The following is a 25,469-nucleotide window of genomic DNA, read 5'->3' as shown; positions in this document are numbered from 1 at the left end:
CCATCATTTTTAAGTAATTAGTGAATGTCTTTCTTTTTGAAGCTACCACCCTTAACTTCTGCTACATCGTAAACGACAACAAAAGCATTCGGGTCTATTTCGTGAATAATTTCTTTTATTTTGCTCTCTTCCATACGGTTGATTACACAAGTGATTTCTTTGAACTGTTCATTGGAGTAACCGCCATAAGCATCGGTATAGGTTGCTCCACGGCCTAATCGGTCACGAATGGTTTCGACCATGATTTCGGGTTGATTCGTGATGATTTTAAACGTTTTGGAGCCGCTCAAGCCTTCTTCAACGATATGAATGACTTTGGAAGCAATAAAATAAGCAAGTGCAGACAGGATCGCCCCTTGCAGACCAAATACGGTCGAAACGACAATAAAGACAAACATATTTAAGAATAAGATTAGATCACTTGTTCCAAACGGAACTTTACGTGAAAGCAGTACAGCTAACATATCTATCCCATCCAATGCCCCGCCGTTACGCAATGCCAGACCCATACCAAAACCGATGATAATCCCGCCGACGACCGTAACCAGCAATGTGTCCCCTTCAATAATTGTAGGCACATGGTGCATTAGACTGGTGCTTACCGCCAGTGAGGCAATACCGATAATCGAGTAGAAAGCAAAGCTTTTACCTATTTGCTTATATCCCAGCCAAACAAAGGGAATGTTAATTACACCAATCAGTATCCCTAATGGCAATCCGAACAGTTGTGAACCAACGATACTCAGACCTGTCACACCGCCGTCTGAGACGTTGTTCGGGATCAATACGGCTTCTAGACCATAGGCAGTAATACATGCCCCGATGATAATCAATAATACTTTTGAGAAAATCCGCGCTTTATTCGATTTTTGTTTTTTCCTTTGATGCATTCATTTTCCCCCTTGGACAAGAACTCATAAAATACAGTCTATAATAATTATCACCGTTTTGACAAATTTTTCGCCGCATGAAGGACATTTTCCTTTACCTTGATCCTTCTGTACTGTTTCGTCAAACGAAAAGAATTTTATACTAGAAGACTTCCAAATCCTGCATTCATAACAGAAAAAAAGCCGCTAAAATAGCGGCTTATCATTGCTTTCAATTCTGATGCTTCATTTGAAAAATCCAACACATGAACAAGCCGTCACCCTATTTGCCGGTTTCAGCAAAGGTTTTAATCCGTTCTCCAATCTGGTCACGTACCCTTTGGAAAACGGTCCATTTCTGTTCATCAGTGCCTTGTGCTTTTGCAGGGTCATCGAAACCCCAGTGTTCCCGCTTCACTTGTGGAGGAGTCATTGGACATTTATCTGCTGCGTCCCCACATAGGGTAACGACGAAATCTGCGTTGTTCAGCAATTCGGAGTCAATCATGTCTGAAGTTTGACTGGAAATATCCAGACCAACTTCCTTCATGGCTGCTACCGCTTTGGGATTTAGGCCATGTGCCTCGATTCCTGCGCTATAAATGTTCCATTCGTCACTAAGGTATTTTTTGGCCCAGCCTTCGGCCATTTGGCTCCGGCAAGAGTTACCTGTACATAAAAAGTAAAGTGTTTTTTTGGTCATGTCTATCGTCTCCTCGTAGTTTGAATTAGATAATGCTTAACCACAGATACAGTCCCACTAGCGTAATAAACAGAGTTGGTACCGTTATAATGATGCCTGTCTTAAAGTAAGTGCCCCATGAGATTTTGACACCTTTGGTGCTAAGCACATGAAGCCAGAGCAGGGTCGCAAGTGAACCAATGGGGGTAATCTTTGGACCTAAGTCCGATCCAATGATATTGGCATAGATGAGCGCCTCCCGAACAGTCCCCGTAGCCGTTGTCGCATCAATGGCTAGAGCATCAATCAACACGGTAGGCATATTGTTCATCAGGGATGAAATAATTGCAGCAATAAAACCCATACCAAGGGTTGCAGCAAACAATCCCTGATCGGCCACAGCCTGGATCGCTACGGCCAGCAGATCCGTCAGACCAACATTACGCAGGCCATAGATGACAACATACATACCGATTGAAAAGAATACGATGGCCCAAGGTGCTTCCTTCACGACCGATGTGGTCGGTACAGCAGAACTTCGGGAAGCCATGAACAGGAAGAACATTGCAACAACACCCGCAATAAGGGATACAGGAAGTCCTATAAATTCACTCGCGAAGTATCCTATAAGCAGAACGCTCAAGACCACCCACGACAACCGAAACATCTTCATATCCTTGATGGCCGTTACGGGAGCTTTCAATTCGCTGGCATCAAAGCGTTTCGGAATACTTTTTCTGAAAAAGAGATACAGCACGCCTATACTTGCAACCAGTGAGAACAGATTCGGAATGAACATTTTCCCTGCGTACTCCATAAAGGTAATACCAAAGAAATCAGCAGAGACAATGTTGACCAGGTTACTTACAACAAGTGGCAAGGATGTCGAATCTGCAATAAATCCGCTGGCGATGATAAATGGGAATACTTTTTTCTCATCAAAGTGAAGTGCTCTAACCATAGCCAGAACTATCGGCGTCAGAATCAACGCTCCTCCGTCGTTGGCAAAGAAAGCGGAAACGATCGCTCCCAGAATCGATACGTATACAAACATTCGGACACCGTTGCCATGTGACGCCTTCGCCATATGTAAAGCAGCCCACTCAAAAAATCCAATCCGATCCAGAATCAACGAAATCAGAATGATTGCAACAAAAGCAAGTGTGGCGTTCCAGACGATTTGTGTAACATCCCATACATCCTTGAAAGTGACTACACCCACAAGTAAAGCGAGAATCGCTCCACCGCAAGCAGACCAACCAATGGACAGGTTTCTAGGTTGCCAAATGACAAGAACTAGGGTTATCAAAAATATAGTGCTCGCAAGAAGCGTAGCAAACAAACACATACACCCCCTATCCGTTTATTATCTTTTATATTTGTATATAATAATATACTTATATATTGTGCAGAAAAATTATTTACACCCTGATGAAATGCCCTCTTTATTTAAAGACTTAAGAATGGCTGCCGAGTCTGGCATAAATTCCAAAACGGACTTAATGTAAGGAGTTTCCTCTACATTCAAAGCGTAATATACCCATTGTCCCCGTTTGCTCTCTTTAACCAGGCCTTGATCCTTTAACTTACGCAAATGTTGACTGATTCCAGGTTGAGACATGCCCAGAATGTCAACAAATTCACATACGCACCATTCACGTTCTTGGAGGAGTGATAATATCGTTAGACGTGTTTTATCGCCCAGCAATTTTAGCTTATCAGATGCTTCTTGAATAGAATTCATCACATGTTCTCCTCTCTGCATATAAGTGCATGCTTATATTATAATACCAAAATGACAAAGTCAATGTTGTGCACAAGAAAGTAAAAATAGAGCGAGGGCTCAAGGCTGAACCATCGCTTCTCTGCTGTTTCACATCTAGTCATTTAATCCTTTCCCATCAAGGATATGAGGGATATATTTTTCGACTCTTGACTCACGAGTTTTGGATTGTTTGGGTGAAGAAAAATGCATGATATACGCTCGTTGCCGCCCCGGCGTCAATCCCTCAAAAGCCGTTTTCAAGTCAGGGATTTCTACGAATTTATTAGCCAGCTCTTCAGGAATGGTGAATTCCGAGTGCTTTTTAAATTCCACTTCCAGACCGGATTTCTCAACTTCAACGGCTTCATCAATATAAGCCTTGATCATCAGCTGCATTTCATCTATCGTTTGAACATTGGTGAACCGAATCTGCCTGGCTGCCTGAACATTCTCCGTTTGTTGAATCAGGATTCCGTGCGGATCCTTCAACAAGGCTCCTTTATGAAACAGCAGTGCACAGTAATCCTTGAAACCATGAATTAAAACGATGTTTTTGTTGTCATATGTATAACAGGGATGCATCCACTTGAACTCCTCCGTCAGTCCGCAGTCAAGTACGATCTCACGCAACAGCTCGAATTCTTCTTTCCAGTTCTTAAGCTTGTTAAAATAAGGATCAATCTTCGTATTTCTTTCACCTTTCAACATAAAATTACCCCCTGATACTTTTGGTTATAATCCATGGTTCAGAATAAAGGACAAGCATAAGCTTAAAAATATATGCTTATCCTCCATTTTCAATTAGGCCAAGATCTTTTCAAGCTCGTCGCACCATTTACTCCAGCCATACTTAGCTCCACCCAGTGCCTGAGCGTTAGAGATTCCAGTTTGTTCGAGGTGAAGGTTAACCTTTCCATCTCCTAGGTCCTGTAGTGTGCAGGTAATCGTATGCTTCTCACCGCTCTCCCAAGTATAGGATAACCGGTGAGGTTCGTCCACGATCAGTACTTCACCTTCAATAATTCCATTCCAGTACTCCGTAGCCTGCGTGCGGAATTGAAAACGATGTCCAACGACCGGTTTAAAATCATTAACCATTCCTTGACCGGTATGGATGTTGGCCATCCATTTGGCAAGCTTGTTTGAATCAGTTAAGGCTGACCACAGCTTCTCGACCGATGCTTATACTGATAATCCAATTCCTATGTTAAACTCATTCTTCTTCCTCCTCTAATAGTTGGTCCAAGCACATCATATTTATACTCCAGAACTTGCTGTAAAAAGCCAACCAATTTTCAACTTCTCTAAGTGGAGAGGCGTTTAGCCTAAACCGCGTTTCTCTGCCGACCTTTCGATCAACAACCAGACCAGCCTCTTTCAGGATGTTCAAATGCTTGGATACCGCTGTTCGGCCCATGGAAAACCGTGCCGTTAATTCATGAAGCGGTACTTCCTCTGCTTGAGCTAACAGCTGCATAAGTTGGCGCCTGGTTGGATCGGCTATGGCGACAAAAACATCCCGTGATTGCTTGTTCTCGCTCATACCACTCCCCTCCAATCTTCACTATGGATAAATATGGATGGTGATCCGGAGGGACAATTGTTGATCTCCTGCCTCTCTATAGCTTGCGGCTTTTTGGTCGCAGCGCCCAAGATGCAATATTTAGAGCAGCATAGCCGCTGCTACCTTTTCTCATTTGGACACCATTTAGTGTCGATTTGATTATACGACACCTATCGGTGTCATGTCAATAAAGTTTTAAGTACACTTTCCAAAATTTTCTGCACTTCGAAATAATGAAAATAAAAAACACCTCTTATGAGGTGTAATGTTACTTACCAGATGGAAAAGTATTCACTTAGTGAATCCTGATCCTATTTCCAAAAAGCCACTAATTTACGGCCATCAATGGGCTCTCACCCATTCCCCCTGCTCAAATGCCTACATACTATACACCAGACTAATGAACAGGAGTGATGCTGTATGACATTTTTACCCCCTTTTGGACCCGGCGGAGGATTTGGTGGACCTGGAGGTCCTGGAGGGATTTTCGGACCAGGTGGTCCTGGCGGTCCCGGAGGAACACCTGGTCCTCCATCGTTCCCTGGAGGCGGAGGCGGCGGACCCCAAGGTGTGCAGCCCCCCCCTGGGCCACCACCTTCATTCATTCCACAGCAATCCCCTTCGTTGTTTGCAGTAGATCCGAGAGCAATATCCGGTTGTCTGTTCCGCTACACGTATATATGGCCGAATCAGGGGCCCGGCTTCTGGATGTATCCGGTATTTGTCGGCAGAAATTCGGTGGCTGGCTTCCGTTGGAATGGTTTCTTCTGGCTGTACAGCGGCATTGATCTGCAGCGAATCAGTTCGTTTAGCTGTTTTTAGTACTTCATTACCCTGCTTGCGGATCACTCCGCATACAGGGTATTTTACTTGCTCTACTTTTTGATCGAGTCTAATGATCCTCTCATCTTGCCAGTCAACCATAGCACAATAGGGAACACAATGCCGAAGATCATGGCGTAGTAGGGCCATATTTGATTGAACTCAATGATAAATGAAATGTTTGGCCAAATGAAATCAGCCATAGCTAATACAATCAGCACCAGCGGAACTAGCAGAGCGTTAGCACTTCGAAGTCGAAAAGCCTCTGCAAGTCCTTGCGAAGAAATATACAGCAGCAGCGCAAGTCGAAAGAAAATGGTAACGAACCAGACCACTGCAAGGATGATTTCAAATCGTTGAAGAAACTCGCCGATACTGATGGTTCGATCAATAAAAAATGTGGGAAACGTCAAATCCGCCACTACACCCGCGCTGATCACTGTGATGATTTGCAGAACCATGAAAAAATACATCACTCCGCTAATCAAAGCACTTGCTATCACCGACTTTCTCCACTGTTTTGGATCCGAAAAGTGATGTGCAAAGAAAAGATACAGGATCGCTTCCAAATAGGGAAACGCCAATAAATTAATGGATGCGAGAACGACAGGTTTCAACCCATTTTCCAAAATAGGAAGCAGATTGTTAGGCTCTGACCCAGGAAGAAGAGTAATCCTGACCAATAGAAACAAGGCTAGAAGGAAAAAGAACAGAATCTCCGCACAACGGCCAATAACAACTGGACCCGACTTAACGGCGAAATAAACGGCTATAAGCATAATGAAATATACGGCATCATAGGGAGTTTCCGGCATAATGGATGTCGTGACAAAGTCGCCTAGGTTTCGAAGCGTCATGACACACTCAAGAAAGGGGTAACAAACTATGAAAACGGTGGCTATCGTTCCGCCCAAAGGACCGAAGAGACAGCGGAGATACTCCACGAAGGACCTTACCTGCATTTTTCTGACGATGGAGGTATATAACGGGATAAATAACAGATGGAACAGCAGGGAAAGAGGAATGGAAAGCCAAGCATCCTGTTTAGCGACAGAACTAAGGGCAGCCGGGAGCACTAGATAGGCGCTTCCGATTTGATACAGTGCAAACCATGTAATAGCCTGTCGAACGGTCAACTTGGTATTCACTCCATTACCCCCTAAGATAATATGTTTACAAAGAACTGGCTTACCGGTTGAAATAGGATTCGAATACCCATCAGTGGACTCGGCAGTTTCATGTTGGCAATTTCCAGGACGATCAATATAACGCCTATAGTCAACAGTACCGAACTATATACGATCTCACGTATGTAATGCTTCTCCTTCAAATTTCGAAACTCATATGACATGGTAAGGATCACAACTACAAGAATCACATACTGCATATACGTTCACTCCTAATTGTGCGAATCCGAATCCATAGGATTTGTAATTTTTCCAAGACGGTTTAAATGATAGCGGAGATCAAGATTCACCTCGAGTGTTTGAAACTTTTGCTTCCAGTCCGCTTTCCATTCATGCCATTCATGTGGAAACTTTTGATGAAATACTTCTCCAAACCCGAATATATCCGAACCGATCTGCTACGCATTCCGAATGCCTTCCTTCAAGATTTTTTCTTGTTCCTTTCTGGCTGCTTCTTGAAAATCATTGAACGTCGTCTCATCCATAAGGTCTGCTTTGCATTCGACCTCCCCAATGTTGGCTTCTGTATCCACAACAAGAGTAATGTGCGGTTCGTGATTCTTTATATGTGGAACAATTTTAACTTTGTTACGTATGACTTCAAATGCAAACGTCCCTTTTTGATTCGGACAACTAATGGAAGAGACTGTACTGGAAACACGGTTGGATATGTAGGTAAAGGCTTTGCTTTTGGATTCGTCCATCCAGCCGATCAGCCGGTCACCCTGAAACACGCCAATCCCGGTAAATGAATAATTCACATGTTGAGGTGACTTGGTCACATTATCAGTGCTCAGGCCTTTTTCTAAATTGTGCAATCGAATACCCGTAAGAACCGGTTCTATGCCTTCTTTCGTTAAACGCTGCAAAATATCTTTAACATTGACTGCGGAAGTGGGCGCCCATGTTTTCTCGGACACATTCAAAGCTTTATACATATCCATAGCAGGCAAAACCTCGGTAGGAGCAACAAAAGTAACGGCTTCCTTAGCCGAACTCCCTCTGACAACGGCCAGATGAAAATCAGGCCGCACTTCATGATCGCGGAACAGAAAATCCAGCGGCTCCTTAATGCCCTTTTTTGCCGTTTCCTCGCCAAAGATTACAAACTTCAAGTGAGACAAATACATTTTCCGGGATGATTCCGTTGTGAGTTTTCGAAGGGCTTCAAATAGCGTATTGGCGCGGCTTGAGAAAACGATCGTCGGCGTTCGTTCCATAGCTCGATTACGAGACATTTGTGAGGGGTCAACTACTTGCAGACTGATTTCATATTGGTCATCTACAGTATCAATGCCCATAGCCATCACAACGGATATTTCGTTTAATTCCTTACTATTCCAACAACCCGTAACAACGATCATCATCAAGGTGTACATCATCAGTGTGAATATGGCAGATCGGTACGAGTTCATTGGGCTTACTCCTTTTGTTTTTTGTGTTGATTTGTTTTATTGCTAAATGGAAAACGCAATATGGCATCCCTCTGCTTAGACGAATTATAATTGGCGAATGGACTCATATACGGTACACCGAAGGAATGAAGGCTATTCAAGTGTACCAAGAGAATGAGAAGGCCAATAGTCAATCCGTACACCCCAAACATCGCGGCTAGTCCGATAAAAGCGAACCGTAATATCCGGATTGGAATGGCCATCGTATATGAGGGAATAACAAAGCTGGAAATCGCAGTAATGGCTACAACGATAACCATAACAGCCGAAACGATGTTTGCTTCTACGGCTGCCTGGCCGATTACAATGGATCCGACGATGGAAACTGCCTGACCGACCGTCCGTGGCATACGTAGACCAGCCTCTCTCAGGATCTCAAAAATCACCTCCATGATCATCGCTTCGACAAATGCCGGAAATGGTACTCCTTCACGTTGCGCGGATAAACTTAACAATAGAACCGTTGGGATCATGTCCTGATGAAACGTCGTTAACGCTACATATATGGCAGGGGCCAACATGCATATGGCCAGGCAGATGTACCTTAATATTCGAATAATACTGCTGTAAATATAGGACTGATAGTAATCCTCCGCGGATTGAATGAAATCAACAAATACCGCAGGTGCAAGGATTACGAAGGGAGTTCCATCCACAAATATCGCAATTTTTCCCTCCATCACTCCAGCTGCAATAGAATCAGGACGATCTGAATTATAAAATATCGGGAAAATCGTCAACTGTTTATTCTCAACAAGACATTCTTCGAGGTACTCACCTTCAAGTACACGATCTACACGCATGTTCTTTAATCTGGATATCATGCTCTGCACCATGTCCTGATCAGCAATTCCATGCATATACATGACCGAAATGTCCGTCTTTGTTTTTTGACCAACTTTGACGTTTGTCAGCCTAACTCTTGTATCCTTCACTCTGCGGCGAACCATTGTCGTATTCGTGCGTAACGTTTCCGTAAACGATTCTTGCGGACCTCTGATAACAGGCTGCGCCTTCGATTCCGTAATGCTGCGTTCTTCCCATCCAGGCAAAGCAATGATCAAACCCTCATTCATACCGTCCAATAACAGAAGAACTCCACCCGAAAGGATTTGATCCAACGCATCTTCAAAGCTCTGAATCAGACTTGCTTCACCGACATCTAAAATGCCATCCTTTATGAACGTTAACGTGATCTCATCAGAAGAGGAGCACTCATGCAGCGGACGAATTACGTTGTCCTGTACCTTCTGCATGTCGGTCATTCCATCCAAATAAAAAAGTGCGGCGTGGTTGCTGCCGATCGCAATTTCACGAACCACAACATCGGAACTGTTTCCCATGAAGTCACAAATGAGATCGATATTTTGGCAAATTTGGTTGGAAAATTCGGGCTTCATTTAGTACCAATCCCCCTCATTTATGTAGTATTGGTACTAAATGAAATAATAAACAAAACGTTCTTATCTTCGTGCTTGCAGCATTAGCCGTAAGATTATACCCTTATATGGCAAAAAGACCGTCCAGCAGGACGGTCTTCAAAGTAGTATAGAGTTTGACCTTATTCCAAACCTTTTTTACCGTAATCCGTTAAGAATTCAACGGTTTGTGGATCATAGTGGGAGAAAAAGGCGCTTTGTTCTGTATCCAGCGCAGCTATCTTTTCCATATCCATCGAGGTTAATTGAAAATCAAAAACATTAAAGTTTTGTTCCATTCTGTCTTTATTGACTGTTTTCGGAATGACCACTACTCCTCGCTGAATCAGGAAGCGTAAAGCAACTTGAGCTGTCGACTTATTGTATTGATCACCAATCTCTTGCAGCGTAGCATTGGTGAACAGATCGTTTTTCCCTTCTGCAAAAGGACCCCAGGATTCAATCTGCGTATTGTATTTTTTCATAATTTCATGAGCTTTGACCTGCTGGTTGAACACATGGGTTTCTACCTGATTAACAGCCGGCACTACCTCGCTGAACTGAACCAGGTCGATGTATCTGTCCGGATAGAAGTTGCTTACACCGATCGCTTTGATTTTACCAGCCTTATAGTATTCTTCCATTGCACGGTATGTCCCATAATAATCATTGAATGGCTGATGGATCAGGAGCAAATCCAGATAGTCGAGCTGGAGTTTTCTCAGGGATTCCTCAATGGATGCTTTTGCTTTTTCATAGCCTGCATTGGAAATCCAGACTTTGGTCGTGATGAAAAACTCTTCTCTCGGCACTCCACTTTTCTTGATGGCTCGGCCCACTGCTTCTTCATTTCGGTAAGCCTGTGCAGTATCAATGGAACGGTAACCTACACTTATCGCATCAAGCACACATTTTTCGCATTCAGCCTGATCTGGAATTTGATACACTCCATATCCTAGAATCGGCATCTTTACCCCATTATTTAAAGTTACATATTCCATTTCAATTCCTCCTCATGATTAGTTGAAAGCATGTTTCATGAATGATCGGAAAGTCTTCCGTTCTTCAAATGCCTTCCTCGGCCCTTTCTCTTATATTATTGGGATAATGTCATTTCATATTTTCTACAGCAACAATCCCTCGAATAATCAATCCATGCTCTGCTTATTCGTATTATGCACCAATCGAAGGAGCAACCGTTATCTCATTTGTCTCAAATGATTGCCTATTCCTCTCAACACCTCTCAGTCAATGTTACTGCATATCGAAAAGGCAAGCCAATTTGAGTTCGGCTTGCCTTCCATATGATGCTGAGCAATCTGTTCTTTCTTGTAATGTGACTAACTAATTACTCTAATGATCTGTAGCTGCTTAACCATTGAAGTACAGCTAACGCCTTATCTTGGATCAAATCCGGATCATGAGTTTTTTCCAGTTGGGGTAAGAAATCCGTATATTGGGATAAGTATTCACTCACACACCAACGCACTGCCCAGTTCGTATCTGTAGACCATGGAATCCATTTGGGAGCTTCCACTTCGTCTGCATCTTGTAACAATCCATACGCATACCAGCCACGGACCCCACCCTCACTTTCTGCGCTTAATCTCTCCCAGAACGTTGCTCTCTCCTGTTCATTTTCCGGTTTAATTAAGGCGAATACGGCAATTTTTCTAACGACGGAGGAATCATCTTCAGTGAACTTCCATAAATCTTGACGAGTACATTGTTGACGTTGAACAAGACTGGTTAGAGCTAACCCTCTCTCGATCTCATCCGAAGAATGAATAGATGCTTGGGCAATCGTTTTAACGCTTGGTAAGCAATTTATACTTTTACTTTTTGGGAGCTTATCCCCCATCTCCAAGCTATTAGTAACTCTACCGACATTTATTCTTGGGGCATTATTGTCATATTCGATTAATGGATCTCCGAACTCAATTAGTAACCTACGCAGGTCTTTTGAGCTTATTTCAGGGTATTTAGAAAACAAATATGCAGCAGCACCTGTTACAAGCGTTGCAGCACCAGAAGTACCCCAATAATACGATATTTTCTCAGGTTTCTCTTTGGATTCACAGAATGGAATCGTTAAATATACTCTTGGAGCTAAAATATCAGGTCTATAGTGTCCGTCACCATTTCTGCCAAAAGGTTCATCAGGGTAGGGGACATGCAAATGACGATTTGCTTTTCCACGATCATTGTAGCCACCCACGGTAAAGTAATCGATAGGTGGCATGATGTTGCCTAATCTTGTATTGCCGTTGGAGCAAATCACAAGTATGCCTTGCTGGAGCGCAGAATCCAAAGCTTGAACTGTAGAGTTCTCCTGGGTATGGTTTAGGTGAACAATATGATCTGAAGCCTGCCAACCCATACATAAAATGATTTTAATATTCCATTCGGTTTGTTCCGTTAATATCCAATCCATTCCTCTTTTTAAACGCTCTCCTTCACCCTCCGTGAATGCTCCATGATCGAGCACAATATAGTTCGCTGCAGGTGCTAGTCCTACATGCGTTTGTCCCCCGATCACAAATGGCATATGTGATAGAGCAAGTACAGTTTGTAAGCCATGTACACCCATTTCCACATCTTTCTCCGGGGGAGGTTCTAGCGCAACATTGCTGCATTCTATAGACAAGTCATCATGGACGGTGACCTGCTTGATCCGATGACCTAAATGTCGAATCGTATGATGGGGCTTAATTTTATCAATAATTACAATTCCAATATTTTGTCCTGAGTGATTAAAATCAGGCGGTTCCCTAAAACCTAGTCTTGCCCATGTCGGATCAGGAATGTTACCTTCCATAATCGTTATCTCCTTATTAAACCGTATGAATTTAGTTTACATAATAAATACTGTGGTAACTTATGAAACCTAGTAATTTAACATCCTCATGTTTTAAACAGGAAAAACAACGTTTAGCTCTCCATTCGTAAAAAATCCGACTCCTGTGCTATGTATATATTCACCATGTTCCATCTTCACCCTGCTTTTTCTGTAAAACAAAACCGCTCCCCGGTGAAATACAGGAAACGGTTAACGGTGGAAACAGACAGCATCTCTAACAGTCGTAAACCATACAACCTGCTTTAAACATTAGACGCCTGCTTGGTTTCTTCTAAATCACCTAAAACGATGTTTCTCCATCCACCTAGCTGTGTCATGTCCACCCCATCCTGAGCAGCTGATGCTTCGCAAATGAAGCCCGACACTACCCTGCCGTCATACAGCTGGATTTTACCCATGCCCAATGGAGCCGGGATGGCTGCAGTAAACGCACCAAAGGAGGAAAGTGGCATGCTCCAGAGCTCCAGTTCAATGGCTTCACCATTTTCATGTGTATGCACCAGGCCCGGCTTTGGAGGATTCGTATCCAGTTTGTACAACCGATATGCCGGTGCCGTTTGTGCTTCCTCCACAAAGAAAGCGCCGAAACTAGTCATCTGGGGTTCCAGTGACATGCCCCTCATATGCAGGCCACATACAGCAACCAGGATACGTTCCTGGTATTGCTCAACCATTTTTGCCGCTTCAACCATGGCAGCTTCATGCTCAGGCAGTGTAAACAGCGTTATTCCAAAAGGCATATCCTCTGCCACTTTGCCTGCCGGAATAGCGATGGCGCTTAGATCGAGCAAATTGCAGTGGTTCGTGTACAGCCCCATTTGGCTGTTGGTTTGGACCGGGTCTTGACACACCTGTTCTCTTGTCCACGTTCCTCCGCAGGTTGGCAGTATAAGGACGGCATTCTGCAGCAGCTCTTCCGTGCTGCGCCGAATTTCAGCCAGTCGGTGCTGTGCACGAAATAGTGCAGCAGCTGTAAACGTCTCCTTGCTGCCTGTTCGAAGGATATTCTCCGTCACGGGAAACAGCGTCCCAGGATGCTGCTCGACGAACATCTCCAGATCTGCCCAGCGTTCAGCAACAAGCGGTCCTTCATACAGAAGTGCTGCTGCTTCTTGCAGCAAAGAGATATCGACCTCTTCCACGTTTAACCCCGACTGCAGCATGGTTTGTTTGGCTGTTAGCCAGGCAGTTTCGTATGCCTCAGCGAATGGACCAAAAAAGTTCAGCTTTCCCTGGGGGAGCAACCACTTGGCAGGTGCCCGAGTCGGACCCAAAGGACGATCTTTCGAAAAGGGATCTTCACTGTGCGGGCCACGTACCGTCCGGTCAACTGCAACGGCATCTTCCAAATCATGCGCAAACACGGTAATGCAATCAATGCTGCGGCATGCAGGCACCAAACCGGTGGATGGCCAAGCACCTACAGCAGGCTTGTAACCAATCAGACCATGCAGTGCGGCCGGAATCCTGCCCGAACCGGCAGTATCCGTGCCCAGCGAGAAAGCTGCTTGCCCAAGCGCCACCGCTACCGCTGAACCTGAACTTGATCCTCCGCTGATAAGTTCAGGCCGTAATGCGTTATGCGTCTCACCGTAAGGACTTCTCGTACCAACCAGCCCTGTGGCGAATTGATCCAGGTTGGTTTTACCGACAGGAATGGCCCCTGCGGCGATCAATCTTTCCACCACAATCGCATGTTGTTCGGAGATTGATGAGAACTCGGGACATCCAGCCGTTACAGGCCAGCCCCGAACCTCGATGTTATCTTTGATTGCAAACGGAATGCCCCACAGTGGATATTCGGTAACGGACATATGTTGAATATTGACCAGATATGGAGCTATAAGCTCCAGTGACGGGGGGGTGATCCAGACATGATAGTCTTCTGAATCCCGTGCTCGCTGGACAATGCTCTCTATGACTTCCAAAGGTGTGAAGCTTCCTCGAAGATAACCTGTGCGGAGTGCTTCAATTGTCATGATTTTCGGGATCGCATGTACCGTCATGATGCAACCTCCTCCTTACTCGTTGGGATGATGGCAGCAATCCAGTCCCCCGACTTAATCTGATCTCCCGGCGATACATAAATGGAAGCGATGATTCCATCCGTTGGAGCGAGCTGCGGGAACTCCATTTTCATACTTTCTTCTATTATAATGGTGTCGCCCTTTCGAACTTCCTGTCCTTGCTCAACCAGCACCTTCCATACACTTCCCGACATGGAACTGCTCATGCCCAGACTTCCTTCCGGCATCTCCACTTCCTCCATTGCAGCCGCTGCTTCAGGCTCGGATACATACTCGGCAATACCAAGCTCCTTCCAGTAATTTCGTTCAGCCTGAAACGCGCTCTGCTGCTGCTGACGGAAATGGCCCGACTCGTTTTCAATGGTTCCCAGCCAATCCAGATACGCTCCCAAATGAAAAGTGGTTTCTTCCACCTCCAGAGCGAAGCCTCCACGCGGAAACTCCTCACGCATGTTCAGCAGCTCTGTTTCCGAAACTGGATAGAACTGAAGCTGATCAAAGAACTGCAGCAGCCATGGTTTCCCTGCTTCGAAATTGCTTGTTTCTCTAAACGAGTTCCACATTTGTACTGTACGACCAACGAACTGATATCCGCCTGGGCCTTCCATACCATATACACAGAGATATGCGCCGCCAATGCCGACGGCATTCTCCGGAGTCCATGTCCGTGCCGGGTTATATTTGGTTGTTACAAGTCGATGGCGTGGGTCCAGCGGTACGGCTACCGGAGCACCAAGATACACGTCTCCAAGTCCCATAACGAGATAGGAAGCATTAAACACGATCTCCGCTACCTCTTCCAGTGATCCAAGTCCATTCATCCGCCGGATAAACTCCAGGTTGCTAGGGCACCACGGTGCATCTGGTCTAACATTTTGCTGGTACCGTTCGATAGCAAGTTGGGTGGCCGGATCATCCCAGGACAACGGTAATTTGACGATTCGCGAAGGCACTTCAATCGTTTCCAGTTCCGGAAGCTGCAGATCCAAATCCATGATTAGGGCAGCCGCTTCTTTTACCGTCATGCGGGAAGCATCCAGATGGATTTGCAGAGAGCGAATACCTGGAGTCAACTCGATATATGGAATGTTTCCATCCTGTTTGATCGTTTCCATTAGCACGTAAGCCTGGAAACGATATAACAGGTTCAATTCGCGTTCGCCATACTCGACCAAAATATTTTCATCACCAGAGCAGCGTACGGTAATAGAGAAGCGTCGGCCTTCTACCGCTTGGGCTAATATCGGCATATACTCACCAGTAGAGGTTTCGGGTAAAACGGGAAACGGCAGCTGACCACCCAGTTCTCTTAAATATAGCTCTTGTTCCGCTCTCAACTGTTCAGCTTCCTCAACGGTCATGAGTCGGAAGCGGACTTTGTCTCCCGGGCTTAATTGGCCGAGCTTCCACAATTCTGCGGTCGCCGTTGTGACCGGGCAGACGAAACCACCAAGGCTGGGACCATCCGGACCAAGCAGAATCGGCATATCACCCGTCAAATCCAATGCACCCACAGCATAAGCATTGTCGTGTATATTGGAAGGATGCAGTCCTGCATCTCCACCGTCGGTTCTTGCCCACAGCGGAGCCGGACCAACTAATCTGACGCCTGTTCTGGAACTGTTGAAATGCACTTCCCATGTGGTCTCGGTCAACTGATCCAGATAGGCCGGAAGCACGTATTCGTCGGTACAATGTGGTCCTGGTATTACGCCAATCGTCCATTCGTTATTGTATTCGGGCCTCCGATCAGGCGCTAGAGGTGCAAGTGCGCCAAGAGTTCCTTTTTCTTCGCACACCCGAAGCACAGCGCCTGTTCGCAGCGCACTTCCGCGATGTCCACCGAATCCGCCCAAAGTAAATGTAGCTGCACTCCCCAGAGTGAGCGGCATATCGAGACCGCCGGATACGAGCAAATATGTCCGCATGCCTTGTTTGGCTTCGCCCAAGGTCAGCACCGAACCAAGGGATGCTATTGTCGGCGTGTACGGTTCAACGATAACACCATCCAGTTCGGCATGCATGTCAGCCCCGGTTAAGCAAAAGGTGATTTCATCCCTGAAGCGGTACGATCCCCCGCGAAGTGTCATTTCCAGTCCGGCCGCTTGTGCGTCATTGCCTAACAGCCTGTTGCCTATGCGAAAAGCAAGCTGATCCATCGGACCGGATGGCGGTACACCGATATCCCAATAGCCAATTCTTCCAGGACTGTCCTGTACGGTTGTCTGAACACCGCCATCCAATACTTCGATCGCATACTCCATTGGTTTAAAGCCAGAAAGCATTCGGGTATGCACTTCTCCACTTTTGAATGAATCGCTGTGCAGAAATGCTTCAATATAAGACTGATTGGTCGTTACACCATACACCCTGAGCTGACGCAGTGCATCCTTCATTTTGTCTATTGCTTCGCTGCGTGTGTTAGCATGTACGATCAATTTGGCAAGCATCGGATCATACAGCGTAGTAACGATTAATCCAGGCTGAATCCAGCTCTCGATTCGCACGTTCTCTGGCCAGTTAATAGCGTCGATACGTCCATCGCTTGGCCGAAAATCATTCATGCAATCCTCTGCATACAAGCGCACTTGCAAACTGTGCCCTGTTGGCGCGGGGACCGAAACGTTCAAAGAACCAGATTCATTCGCAGCTTCCTTGACCATCCATTCCACCAAATCAATGCCAAGTACCTCTTCCGTCACCCCATGCTCTACTTGAAGCCTTGTGTTCACTTCCAGGAAGTAAAATTGCTGCTCTTCGGGATCGTACAAAAACTCCACCGTGCCCGCATTACGATAACCTGCGGAAATCGCCAGTCTTCGGGCACATTCATGCATCTCTTGCCGAATGACATCTGGCAAGTTAGATGCCGGGGTTTCCTCGATAATTTTCTGATTGCGCCGCTGTACCGAGCAGTCCCGCTCCCCCAAAGCCAACGCTTCGCCGTTACCTGTGCCGAAAATTTGAACCTCGACGTGACGCGCACGCGCAATATATTTTTCGAGAAACACACCGCCGTCATTAAAATTGGCGGATGCCAGGCGAGATACCGATTCGAACGCTTCCTTCAATACCTCTTCGCTTTCGCAGACCCGCATGCCAATCCCACCACCACCAGCCGTTGATTTCAGCATGACGGGATAACCGATTTCTTCAGCCTGTTGAACGGCTTCCTCCAGAGAATGCATTAGACCCGTGCCTGGCAGCAAAGGTACGTCCGCTTCCGCCGCCATCGCTCGTGCGGTATGCTTTAAGCCAAATAGCTCAATATGCTCGGGAGAGGGACCGATAAAAGCAATGCCCTGTTCTGCACATGCTTTGGCAAAGCCTGCGTTCTCGCTCAAAAATCCGTAGCCAGGATGAATGGCGTCTGCCCCTGCTTCCAGAGCGGTCTGGAGGACCAAGTCAGCGTTAACGTAACTCTCTCTCGCAGGACCTTCACCGATCAGCACTGCTTCGTCTGCAAGCTCAACATGAACACTATCGCGGTCTGCCTTGGTGTAGATGGCTACACTGGAAATGCCCATCTGACGCAAAGTTCGGATAATGCGTACCGCAATGGCACCACGATTGGCGATCAATACTTTTTTAAACATTGGCGTTCGCTCCTTCTGCGTCCCAGATAAGCACTTTGGCCGGAGTGGGGTTATAGGCATTGCATGGATTGTTCAACTGTGGGCAGTTGCTGATTAGAACCGTTACCGGAGCCAGGGCAAGCAGCTCAACGTAACGACCCGGTGCGGAAATGCCGTCCGCAAATGTTAGTTCCCCTTCGGGCGTAACCGGCACATTCATGAAAAAGTTAACGTTAGGGGCGAGATCCCGTTTGGTGTATTCATCTCGCTGAGAGAGCATCAGCATGAAAGTGTCGCGGCAATTGTGCATCGGAAGTGTATCGTGTGCATAGCGAACCGTATTGCTCTGTGCTGAGCACGCGCCGCCAATCGTATCATGCCTGCCGCAAGTATCAGCCGTAATCCGCAACAACTCTTTGCCTGATTCGGTGAGCAATGTAGAACCTGTCGTCAAGTACAGATTCCCCTGGTGGGTAATCGTGCGTACGGCGCTGTAATGGTCGGTCGGATCTTCCGTGGAATAGAATAGTGTATCAACGGCCTGATTGCCTTCCATATCGACAATGCGCAGGATTTGCCCTGGCAGCAGATCATGTAACCAGCCGTCACCGGCAGGAATCACGTGTTCATACATAGCTTTCTCCGTCTGCATTTGACTCTGTACTGGTTGAATGGTACTCATATTAGTTGGCCCCCTTCAGCAAAGCATAGGCATTCCATGTATTTTCAAACGCTCTCCGATTCTCATCACAGTGCATGACGCATGAGTCCAGTTCAGATACCGGTTCGGCATCGGACACCGAAACGATAATGCTTGCATCAGGATATTGCCCTGAAGGATCCAGCGGATGCGGCGTATTCGATAGCACAAGCAGAATATCCATTTCCGTGCGGATCGTAACCGAGCGTTCTGTCGTTTCTTGTGACGTGTACTTCATCGTTCCATCCAGCTCGCATACGACCTTGGAGAAAAAGTTGATCGGAACCGCGATGTCTCGCGGCGACAGATGATGCCGGAATAGTTCCACCTTGAAGTTCTCTTCCCCGCTTCTCAACCAGTCGTTGCGCTGAGTCTGATAAGTTGTTTTCCCGTATTTCTCATCGGTAGCCTCACGTGTCGTATATCCCGATAATGGATCATGCCAGCCGACCGTATCCTCCGTAATGGAAGCAAGCACCTTCCCTTGATCGCTCATCAGTACATTGCCTGTCGTCAAATAAGCGGTATGTTGGGCTTTCAGCGTATCAGGCATGTTATAGCGTTCCGCCGCATCAAGAGTATGGAATAACAATGCTGATACGTTGGCCCGATCACCTGTTGCCGTTAATGTGATCGCTTTTCCTCTTCCTACATGGGCAGACCATTTGCTGCCAGGCTGCATTGTCATCGTAAATATGGGTGTCATTGTTCATTCCTCCTGTAGAAAAGTATAGAAAAAAGCCCGGGAGAAACATCAAAGATTGCTCTTTGATCGATTCTCCCGGGCTTTTATCCCGCCGTGTACATCAGGTTATATACCCCATGCGTTTTCTCTCGGACCAGTCAGCCGTGTACGGCTCGGAACCCTAGAAAACATTGTATGCAATTCATGTTATGAATACTAACATCAAATATCATATTTCACAATAGTTTTTTTGAAAAAAACTAAAAAACAGTCCATTTCGTTTGTGTTTATTTCTTAATCCGCTCAAAATGACGAAAATACTACTATAGAAAATGAACGAACGTTCGTATATCTTCGAAAAAATAACTTGATTTTTAATAAAACCCCTGCAAGAATGTGAAGTGTCATGACATAGCTAAACGTTGTATCATTTTCGATATTGAAGGAGGTTCTGTAATGTCACAAAATATAACACTCAAAAGAAATCTCTCCTTGAGCCATGTGGTGACCATGGGGCTGGCCTGGATGTCTCCCATGATTTTTTTTACAAGTTTTGGCGTGCTTCATGAAGGATCTCAAGGAATGCTGCTCGCTGCCTACGTCCTTGCTTTTGTAGCCATTTTATTTACGGCAGCCAGCTATGGACAAATGGCCAAAGCTTTCCCCGTGTCCGGTTCGGCATACACTTATGTAAGTCAGGCGATGAACCCCTTTATCGGCTTTTTGGTCGGCTGGGTGATTCTACTCGATTATCTGTTTTCCTGCATTGTAGCTGTTCTCATGTTTGGCATTAATCTTCATGCCCAGTTTCCCTCCATCCCTTCAGCAGTCTGGATTGTGCTGCTCACCCTTATTGTGATGACCATCAATGTGATCGGCATCAAAACGTCCGCAAACGTCAACAAAATATTCGTGCTGATGCAGATCATTTTTATAGCAGCTTTTTGCGCCTTTCTTGTATACAAAGCCATGACCCAAGGGGTGTCAGCAGGATTCAATCCCCTTCATTCGGTAGAAGGCGTTCCTTTCTCCGCGGTAATGGCCGGTGCTTCTCTCGTCTGTTTTTCATTCCTTGGCTTTGATTCCATTACAACGATGGCAGAAGAAACACGTAAACCCGAAAAAACGATACCTCGGGCCATTCTAATTATCGTCAGTGTTGCAGGCATTATGTACTTCGCAACGGCTTATTTGATTCAACAAATGTACCCTTCCTTCACGTTTACACATATGGACTCCGCAGGATTCGAATTAATGCAGGTCATTGGTGGAGGAACACTTGCATCCATCTTTACCTTTGTCGTCATTTTCTCCGTACTGGCGCAGGGCATGTCCTCCATGACAACTGTTTCGAGGCTGCTGTTTGTCATGGGAAGATCCTCCTTGCTGCCACGGAAATTCAGTTCAATCCATCCCAAGTTCCGTACGCCAGTATTCAATATCGTGCTGGTCAGTGCCATTTCGCTGGCTGCATTGTTCATCAGTCTTGAGACAGCCATCATGTTTGTCAGTTTTGGTGCACTAACTGCCTTCCTGTTCGTCAATCTCTCCGTCATCTGTCATTATATGATTCGTGAGAAAAAGCGCAGTGTACAGGACTGGGTTCTACGAATGGTTTTTCCTTTGTTAGGAGCCCTATTCATTTTATATCTCATCACTCAACTTGAAGCTTCCTCACTGCTGCTCGGCACGGGATGGATCGTTGTGGGCCTGGTTCTGTATGTGAATCAGCGCATCAGAAGCACATCAGCACAAAACGCGCTGCCTGAAATTGAAGAAGCGATGTAACCCCAAACATTTATTCGGAGGTTTCACCCGTCTGTACAGTAAAAAGAACCCGAATGTCAAATTCAGGTTCTATTTTGGATCATTTATATTATTTTTAATGCTAAAGCAAATCCGGCAATGACTTTTCTGAGTTATACGAGAGATTTGGTCATTATAAAATCGATTTGTTCTTCATCCCCCATATAGAATGAGTGTGCTCCTGTTTGAACAAATCCCATTTTGTTATAAAATGCAATCGCATTATCATTTTTTTCCCACACGCCAAGCCAAATTTTGTTTTTATTCTTTTTGATTGCTACGTCTATAGCTTTATTCAACAAATGCTTACCGAGCCCGTACTTCTGAAAATGGTTTTTGATATAGATCCTCTCAATTTCAAGAGACTCCTCCCCCATGCTTTCGGATTGGGCATCATTGATATTTACCTTTAAATAGCCAGCAAGTTCTTCATTAAAATAGATGAAAAAAATGTCGGAAGAACGATTGGATAACTCCTTCTCCAACTGTTCCGTGTTAAATGCCCTCTCCAAGTATGCCTTCATATTTTCAGGTGAATTCTGATCTTTAAATGTATCATTAAATGTTTCAATACTGATTCCCTGGAGTGTATGCACATCTTCACGGCTGCATTTTGTGATTTTTACTGCCTCTGTCATATTAAGATTTCGCTCCTTTATAGATTGAACAGATCCTCCCTGTTCCCGTTTATTTATTTTCCTGAATGCTATTTATTTTGTTGCAAACTCAATTAAAAAAGGATATATTAAATCTACTTTAATTTTGTTGTATTTGCAACATAAAATAGTAATAATGAGGGCGATTAAATTGAAATATGTATTTTTTATCATGGGAATATTAATATTGACACTTGGAATTTCGTTTACGATTCAATCGGACCTTGGGACCTCGCCTTTTGATGCATTGTTGGTAGGGCTTTCGTTCAATGTGGGGCTTTCAGTAGGAAGCTGGGAGATCATTATTGCGCTGCTCCTGATATGCTGCAATTCTGTTCTATCAAAACAAAAACCAGAACTTCTAGGGTTGTTAACCGCATTTATAACAGGGATTGGCATTGATATGTGGCTTTTCTTCTTGCACAGTTGGATAACTCCAGAATTATGGATCGGTAAAATTGTATATATGGTCATTGGTTTGGTACTTATTGGATTAGGAACTGCAACATACCTACTGACCAACTTCGCACCGATTCCCCTGGATCGATTAACATTGATTATTCAAAAACTTACCCGATCGAATCTCTTGGTTGCGAGAACGCTCATTTACCTTGTGTTCCTGTTACTGGCGTTGATTTTAAAGGGCCCCATTGGTATGGGAACGATACTGACCGTTTGTTTAGGAGGAGTTATACTAAATACTTTTATGCCTTTGATGAAAAAGGTAGTAGATCGTTTCTCCAGCCATTCCGGTTCCTCAACGGATCTCATGAAAGACAACAGGCATTCTATATAGTAAACACGGCAATTGCCTCCTCATCCTAATCGTAATAGCATATAATCAGAATTAATCGGTTGTTCGCAAAAACAATCTCATAACCATAAGGAGACATTCATGGACATGCCCAGAGGTACATACGGCTTTCGATTCGCGGAAGATAAGGAGCTGCAGCTATGCGTATTATTTGCGGCTGGCTGTGATTCCATCACCAATCCTTCCTATCATTGGGACGGGCTGGAGCGTACCGATGGGCCTCTCCTTCTTTTCCAGTACACCCTTTCCGGCGAAGGTATATATGAATCCGGGAAACAGCGACACCGCATCACTGGCGGACAGGCTTTTCTTGCTGAAATTCCAGGACCCCATCGCTATTATTACCATGCTGATTCCAAAGATCCATGGGAATTTCTATTTTTGCTCTTCCGGCCGAATCTGATTCTGCCTCTTTGGCGCAAATTCTTGCGTGAAGCAGGAGAAGTCCCATACCTGCCCGTAGATTGTTCACCAGTTAAGTTATTGCGAATGATTGTGAACGATGCGGCAGCAGGCCGAATCTCGGATCCTTTCATCGCTTCTTCTTCTGTATACCAGTTCATCACAGAACTGGCCAGACTACAGGTAACAACTCTGCGAAACAGAAACAATTGGTCAGAAAACGTTCAGCGCGCAGCTGAATTTATAGAGAATAACTATGCACAGATGATTAGTATTGATCAGCTATCTGAGCATGTCTCTTTGTCCAAATATCATTTGATTCGCCGATTCTCGGCCAGCACGGGTCTGACACCAGGCGCATATTTAACTCGCATCCGCACGGAGAAAGCCATGGAATTGCTTCGGGGAACCGGACTTAGCATTGAGGCCATTGCAGAACGGGTTGGCTACTCCAGCGGAAGTTACTTTATTAAAGCTTTTCGCACCATGACCGGGCTTACACCAGGTGAGTTCCGCAGCGGAGGCGATAGCCTGGCATATCGTAAACTGTTCTTCGATTAACCGCAATATTGTGCTACTTGGTGTTTAAAATTACTGTAGATATTACTAAACTCCTTTATTATGATGAACACAACAAGAGCAATAATTAATCAGTAAAGGAGATTTACCATGAATCATAAGCTTGCAGCACCTACACCACCGCTAGGCTGGAACAGCTGGGACTGCTACGGCGCGGCCGTCACAGAAGAAGAAATCCGGGGCAATGCGGATTACATGGCTGAACATCTCAAAGCATTTGGCTGGAATTACATTACTGTCGATATTCAATGGTACGAGCCTTATGCAAACTCCTCTCAGTACAGACCGTTTGTCCCGCTCATCATGGATGAATATTCCCGCCTAATGCCTGCCGAGAACCGTTTTCCGTCCGCAGAAGGCGGGCAAGGCTTCAAGCCATTAGCCGATTATGTACATAGCCTTGGACTGAAGTTTGGCATTCATATCATGCGCGGCATTCCAAGACAGGCTGCTCACGCTGCTGCTCCCATTATGAACACTACGGCAACAGCGCGTGATATTGCACACACAAATTCCATCTGTCCGTGGAATACGGATATGTACGGCGTGGATGCGTCGAAAGAAGGCGCACAAGCTTACTATGATTCTCTCTTTGAACTATATGCTGAGTGGGGTGTTGACTTGGTAAAAGTAGACGACATTGCTGCCTCCAGACTGTACGACACCCATCAGCCAGAGATCGCGTTAATCTCCAAAGCCATCGAACGCTGCGGCCGACCAATGGTGCTTAGCCTCTCCCCTGGTCCGGCTCCGGTGGAATACTCCGCATTTTTCACCGAACATGCCAACATGTGGCGGGTTACGGATGACTTCTGGGATCAATGGCCGCTGCTGCTGGATATGTTTGACCGCTGCAGGACATGGCAAGGGATTCCGCAGGCAGGCTGCTGGCCAGACTGCGACATGCTCCCGCTCGGCCACATCGGAATCCGGTCTGTGGATGGCGGTGGCGCAGACCGATGGACCCGTTTCACACGAGACGAGCAGTTGACTATGATGTCTCTCTGGAGCATCTTCCGCTCACCTCTTATCTTTGGCGGCGAGCTTCGCGACTGTGACGAATGGACGCTGTCCCTGCTTACCAACCGAGAAGTATTGCGCATGCAGCAGGAGAGCCGTGGAGCGAAGGAAGCACTGCGCGAAGGTAATCTCATTGTCTGGACAGCTGAAGACACCGATGATTCCCGTTACGCTGCAATATTTAACGTTGGTGATTCTGAGCTGCCGCTGAACCTGGCTCTGGAGCAAATCGGGCTTACAGGTTTTACCTCGGGCACCGATTTGTGGAACGGGACGGCAGCCAAACTTACGACAGGTGTGGTACAAACAACTGTTCCTCCGCACGGTGTACGCCTTTATCGGTTCATTTAATTCCTGATTTCGTCTGTTTAAAGAGTCTGGCTGAAGGATACTGGTCAGAGGGGCGGTCGGTAAAAACGTTATATGGAGCGGACGCTTACCAGCTAATTCCCAAATTTGCTGCTAGGCGTCTTTTGCCATATGACGGTTATGGCTCCACTCACAAATGAGTCAAACCTGATTTTTTGATTTCCATGTTCAGCTCTCCCCCTTAATAATCTACTCTGGATTAAATTAAGACTTAC

21 protein-coding genes, 2 pseudogenes and 1 riboswitch are annotated in these 25,469 nt (G+C 45.6%); of the genes and pseudogenes, 5 read left to right on the top strand and 18 right to left on the bottom strand.

Annotated features, from left to right (window positions below):
- Window positions 1-17: 17 nt before the first annotated feature.
- The 7 genes and pseudogenes from HP552_RS06990 to HP552_RS06960 form a co-directional block, all read right to left on the bottom strand.
- Complete coding sequence (locus HP552_RS06990; protein WP_175394851.1) at window positions 18-890, bottom strand: YitT family protein; 873 nt, start codon at window positions 888-890, stop codon at window positions 18-20.
- A gap of 262 nt (window positions 891-1,152) precedes the next feature.
- Window positions 1,153-1,572, bottom strand: a complete 420-nt coding sequence (arsC, locus tag HP552_RS06985; RefSeq protein ID WP_175394850.1) for an arsenate reductase (thioredoxin) — start codon at window positions 1,570-1,572, stop codon at window positions 1,153-1,155.
- A gap of 25 nt (window positions 1,573-1,597) precedes the next feature.
- A complete protein-coding gene (locus HP552_RS06980) occupies window positions 1,598-2,893 on the bottom strand; it encodes an arsenic transporter (RefSeq protein WP_281366013.1) in 1,296 nt (431 codons plus the stop codon).
- 75 nt (window positions 2,894-2,968) lie between these two features.
- Window positions 2,969-3,295, bottom strand: coding sequence for an ArsR/SmtB family transcription factor (locus HP552_RS06975; protein ID WP_175394848.1), 327 nt, complete (start codon window positions 3,293-3,295; stop codon window positions 2,969-2,971).
- 135 nt (window positions 3,296-3,430) lie between these two features.
- Complete coding sequence (locus tag HP552_RS06970; RefSeq protein ID WP_175394847.1) at window positions 3,431-4,024, bottom strand: YdeI/OmpD-associated family protein; 594 nt, start codon at window positions 4,022-4,024, stop codon at window positions 3,431-3,433.
- A 93-nt stretch (window positions 4,025-4,117) separates the two neighbouring features.
- Window positions 4,118-4,515, bottom strand: a pseudogene (locus HP552_RS06965) (SRPBCC family protein).
- Between the two features lie 14 nt (window positions 4,516-4,529).
- Window positions 4,530-4,859, bottom strand: a complete 330-nt coding sequence (locus HP552_RS06960) for an ArsR/SmtB family transcription factor (protein ID WP_175394846.1) — start codon at window positions 4,857-4,859, stop codon at window positions 4,530-4,532.
- Window positions 4,860-5,300: 441 nt separating this feature from the next.
- Here HP552_RS06960 and HP552_RS06955 point away from each other — a divergent pair, with 441 nt between their 5' ends.
- Window positions 5,301-5,702 carry a collagen-like protein gene (locus tag HP552_RS06955; protein ID WP_175394845.1) on the top strand — a complete coding sequence of 134 codons (402 nt, stop codon included), beginning with the start codon at window positions 5,301-5,303 and terminating at the stop codon, window positions 5,700-5,702.
- Between the two features lie 53 nt (window positions 5,703-5,755).
- Here HP552_RS06955 and HP552_RS06950 read toward each other — a convergent pair whose 3' ends face one another.
- From HP552_RS06950 to HP552_RS06905, 10 genes and pseudogenes are all read right to left on the bottom strand, one after another.
- The gene (locus tag HP552_RS06950) at window positions 5,756-6,850 is read right to left on the bottom strand and encodes a GerAB/ArcD/ProY family transporter (protein WP_175394844.1); all 1,095 of its coding nucleotides are present in this window, start codon (window positions 6,848-6,850) and stop codon (window positions 5,756-5,758) included.
- 11 nt (window positions 6,851-6,861) lie between these two features.
- Complete coding sequence (locus HP552_RS06945; RefSeq protein WP_175394843.1) at window positions 6,862-7,089, bottom strand: hypothetical protein; 228 nt, start codon at window positions 7,087-7,089, stop codon at window positions 6,862-6,864.
- 12 nt (window positions 7,090-7,101) lie between these two features.
- Window positions 7,102-8,268: pseudogene (locus tag HP552_RS06940) on the bottom strand (Ger(x)C family spore germination protein).
- A 41-nt stretch (window positions 8,269-8,309) separates the two neighbouring features.
- Window positions 8,310-9,743, bottom strand: coding sequence for a spore germination protein (locus HP552_RS06935; protein ID WP_175394842.1), 1,434 nt, complete (start codon window positions 9,741-9,743; stop codon window positions 8,310-8,312).
- A gap of 161 nt (window positions 9,744-9,904) precedes the next feature.
- Entirely contained in the window at window positions 9,905-10,762 is an 858-nt protein-coding gene (locus HP552_RS06930) for an aldo/keto reductase (protein WP_175394841.1), read from the bottom strand.
- Window positions 10,763-11,109: 347 nt separating this feature from the next.
- A complete protein-coding gene (locus HP552_RS06925) occupies window positions 11,110-12,579 on the bottom strand; it encodes a S8 family serine peptidase (RefSeq protein WP_175394840.1) in 1,470 nt (489 codons plus the stop codon).
- A gap of 284 nt (window positions 12,580-12,863) precedes the next feature.
- Entirely contained in the window at window positions 12,864-14,627 is a 1,764-nt protein-coding gene (locus HP552_RS06920; RefSeq protein ID WP_175394839.1) for an allophanate hydrolase, read from the bottom strand.
- Window positions 14,624-18,244 (bottom strand): urea carboxylase, encoded by a 3,621-nt coding sequence (gene uca, locus HP552_RS06915; RefSeq protein WP_175394838.1) that lies wholly within the window; start codon window positions 18,242-18,244, stop codon window positions 14,624-14,626. The genes HP552_RS06920 and uca overlap by 4 nt, the downstream gene beginning before the upstream one ends.
- On the bottom strand, window positions 18,237-18,905 hold the full coding sequence (locus tag HP552_RS06910) for an urea amidolyase associated protein UAAP2 (RefSeq protein ID WP_175394837.1): 669 nt from the start codon (window positions 18,903-18,905) through the stop codon (window positions 18,237-18,239). Before HP552_RS06910 ends, uca begins: the two co-directional genes overlap by 8 nt.
- A gap of 1 nt (window position 18,906) precedes the next feature.
- Window positions 18,907-19,629 (bottom strand): urea amidolyase associated protein UAAP1, encoded by a 723-nt coding sequence (locus tag HP552_RS06905; RefSeq protein WP_175394836.1) that lies wholly within the window; start codon window positions 19,627-19,629, stop codon window positions 18,907-18,909.
- Window positions 19,630-19,699: 70 nt separating this feature from the next.
- A riboswitch (guanidine-I (ykkC/yxkD leader) is annotated at window positions 19,700-19,804 on the bottom strand.
- Window positions 19,805-20,064: 260 nt separating this feature from the next.
- Here HP552_RS06905 and HP552_RS06900 point away from each other — a divergent pair.
- A complete protein-coding gene (locus tag HP552_RS06900) occupies window positions 20,065-21,396 on the top strand; it encodes an APC family permease (protein WP_175394835.1) in 1,332 nt (443 codons plus the stop codon).
- A gap of 131 nt (window positions 21,397-21,527) precedes the next feature.
- Here the strand turns inward: HP552_RS06900 and paiA are convergent, their stop codons facing one another.
- Window positions 21,528-22,052 (bottom strand): spermidine/spermine N(1)-acetyltransferase, encoded by a 525-nt coding sequence (gene paiA / locus HP552_RS06895; protein WP_175394834.1) that lies wholly within the window; start codon window positions 22,050-22,052, stop codon window positions 21,528-21,530.
- A 169-nt stretch (window positions 22,053-22,221) separates the two neighbouring features.
- On the opposite strand from paiA, the gene HP552_RS06890 reads away from it, so the two are divergent.
- The 3 genes from HP552_RS06890 to HP552_RS06880 all read left to right on the top strand — a co-directional run bounded on the left by HP552_RS06890 (window position 22,222) and on the right by HP552_RS06880 (window position 25,236).
- Window positions 22,222-22,866 (top strand): YczE/YyaS/YitT family protein, encoded by a 645-nt coding sequence (locus tag HP552_RS06890; RefSeq protein WP_175394833.1) that lies wholly within the window; start codon window positions 22,222-22,224, stop codon window positions 22,864-22,866.
- A gap of 99 nt (window positions 22,867-22,965) precedes the next feature.
- A complete protein-coding gene (locus tag HP552_RS06885; RefSeq protein ID WP_175394832.1) occupies window positions 22,966-23,847 on the top strand; it encodes a helix-turn-helix domain-containing protein in 882 nt (293 codons plus the stop codon).
- Window positions 23,848-23,955: 108 nt separating this feature from the next.
- Window positions 23,956-25,236: a glycoside hydrolase family 27 protein gene (locus tag HP552_RS06880; RefSeq protein WP_175394831.1), complete on the top strand. Its 1,281-nt coding sequence runs from the start codon at window positions 23,956-23,958 to the stop codon at window positions 25,234-25,236.
- Window positions 25,237-25,469 lie beyond the last annotated feature (233 nt).

Source organism: Paenibacillus xylanilyticus (assembly GCF_013359935.1).
GTDB classification, from domain to species: Bacteria; Bacillota; Bacilli; order Paenibacillales; family Paenibacillaceae; genus Paenibacillus; species Paenibacillus xylanilyticus.
Note: the sequence above shows the minus strand (reverse complement) of the source record. Positions and strands in the feature narration are given on the sequence as shown.

Coding starts and splice junctions, on each gene's coding strand:
- HP552_RS06900 (WP_175394835.1), top strand. CDS start 20,065: ATGTCACAAAATATAACACTCAAAAGAAATCTCTCCTTGAGCCATGTG.
- HP552_RS06960 (WP_175394846.1), bottom strand. CDS start 4,859: ATGAGCGAGAACAAGCAATCACGGGATGTTTTTGTCGCCATAGCCGAT.
- HP552_RS06885 (WP_175394832.1), top strand. CDS start 22,966: ATGGACATGCCCAGAGGTACATACGGCTTTCGATTCGCGGAAGATAAG.
- HP552_RS06910 (WP_175394837.1), bottom strand. CDS start 18,905: ATGAGTACCATTCAACCAGTACAGAGTCAAATGCAGACGGAGAAAGCT.
- uca (WP_175394838.1), bottom strand. CDS start 18,244: ATGTTTAAAAAAGTATTGATCGCCAATCGTGGTGCCATTGCGGTACGC.
- HP552_RS06955 (WP_175394845.1), top strand. CDS start 5,301: ATGACATTTTTACCCCCTTTTGGACCCGGCGGAGGATTTGGTGGACCT.
- HP552_RS06990 (WP_175394851.1), bottom strand. CDS start 890: ATGCATCAAAGGAAAAAACAAAAATCGAATAAAGCGCGGATTTTCTCA.
- HP552_RS06975 (WP_175394848.1), bottom strand. CDS start 3,295: ATGAATTCTATTCAAGAAGCATCTGATAAGCTAAAATTGCTGGGCGAT.
- HP552_RS06945 (WP_175394843.1), bottom strand. CDS start 7,089: ATGCAGTATGTGATTCTTGTAGTTGTGATCCTTACCATGTCATATGAG.
- HP552_RS06925 (WP_175394840.1), bottom strand. CDS start 12,579: ATGGAAGGTAACATTCCTGATCCGACATGGGCAAGACTAGGTTTTAGG.
- HP552_RS06930 (WP_175394841.1), bottom strand. CDS start 10,762: ATGGAATATGTAACTTTAAATAATGGGGTAAAGATGCCGATTCTAGGA.
- HP552_RS06920 (WP_175394839.1), bottom strand. CDS start 14,627: ATGACGGTACATGCGATCCCGAAAATCATGACAATTGAAGCACTCCGC.
- HP552_RS06905 (WP_175394836.1), bottom strand. CDS start 19,629: ATGACACCCATATTTACGATGACAATGCAGCCTGGCAGCAAATGGTCT.
- paiA (WP_175394834.1), bottom strand. CDS start 22,052: ATGACAGAGGCAGTAAAAATCACAAAATGCAGCCGTGAAGATGTGCAT.
- HP552_RS06880 (WP_175394831.1), top strand. CDS start 23,956: ATGAATCATAAGCTTGCAGCACCTACACCACCGCTAGGCTGGAACAGC.
- HP552_RS06970 (WP_175394847.1), bottom strand. CDS start 4,024: ATGTTGAAAGGTGAAAGAAATACGAAGATTGATCCTTATTTTAACAAG.
- arsC (WP_175394850.1), bottom strand. CDS start 1,572: ATGACCAAAAAAACACTTTACTTTTTATGTACAGGTAACTCTTGCCGG.
- HP552_RS06935 (WP_175394842.1), bottom strand. CDS start 9,743: ATGAAGCCCGAATTTTCCAACCAAATTTGCCAAAATATCGATCTCATT.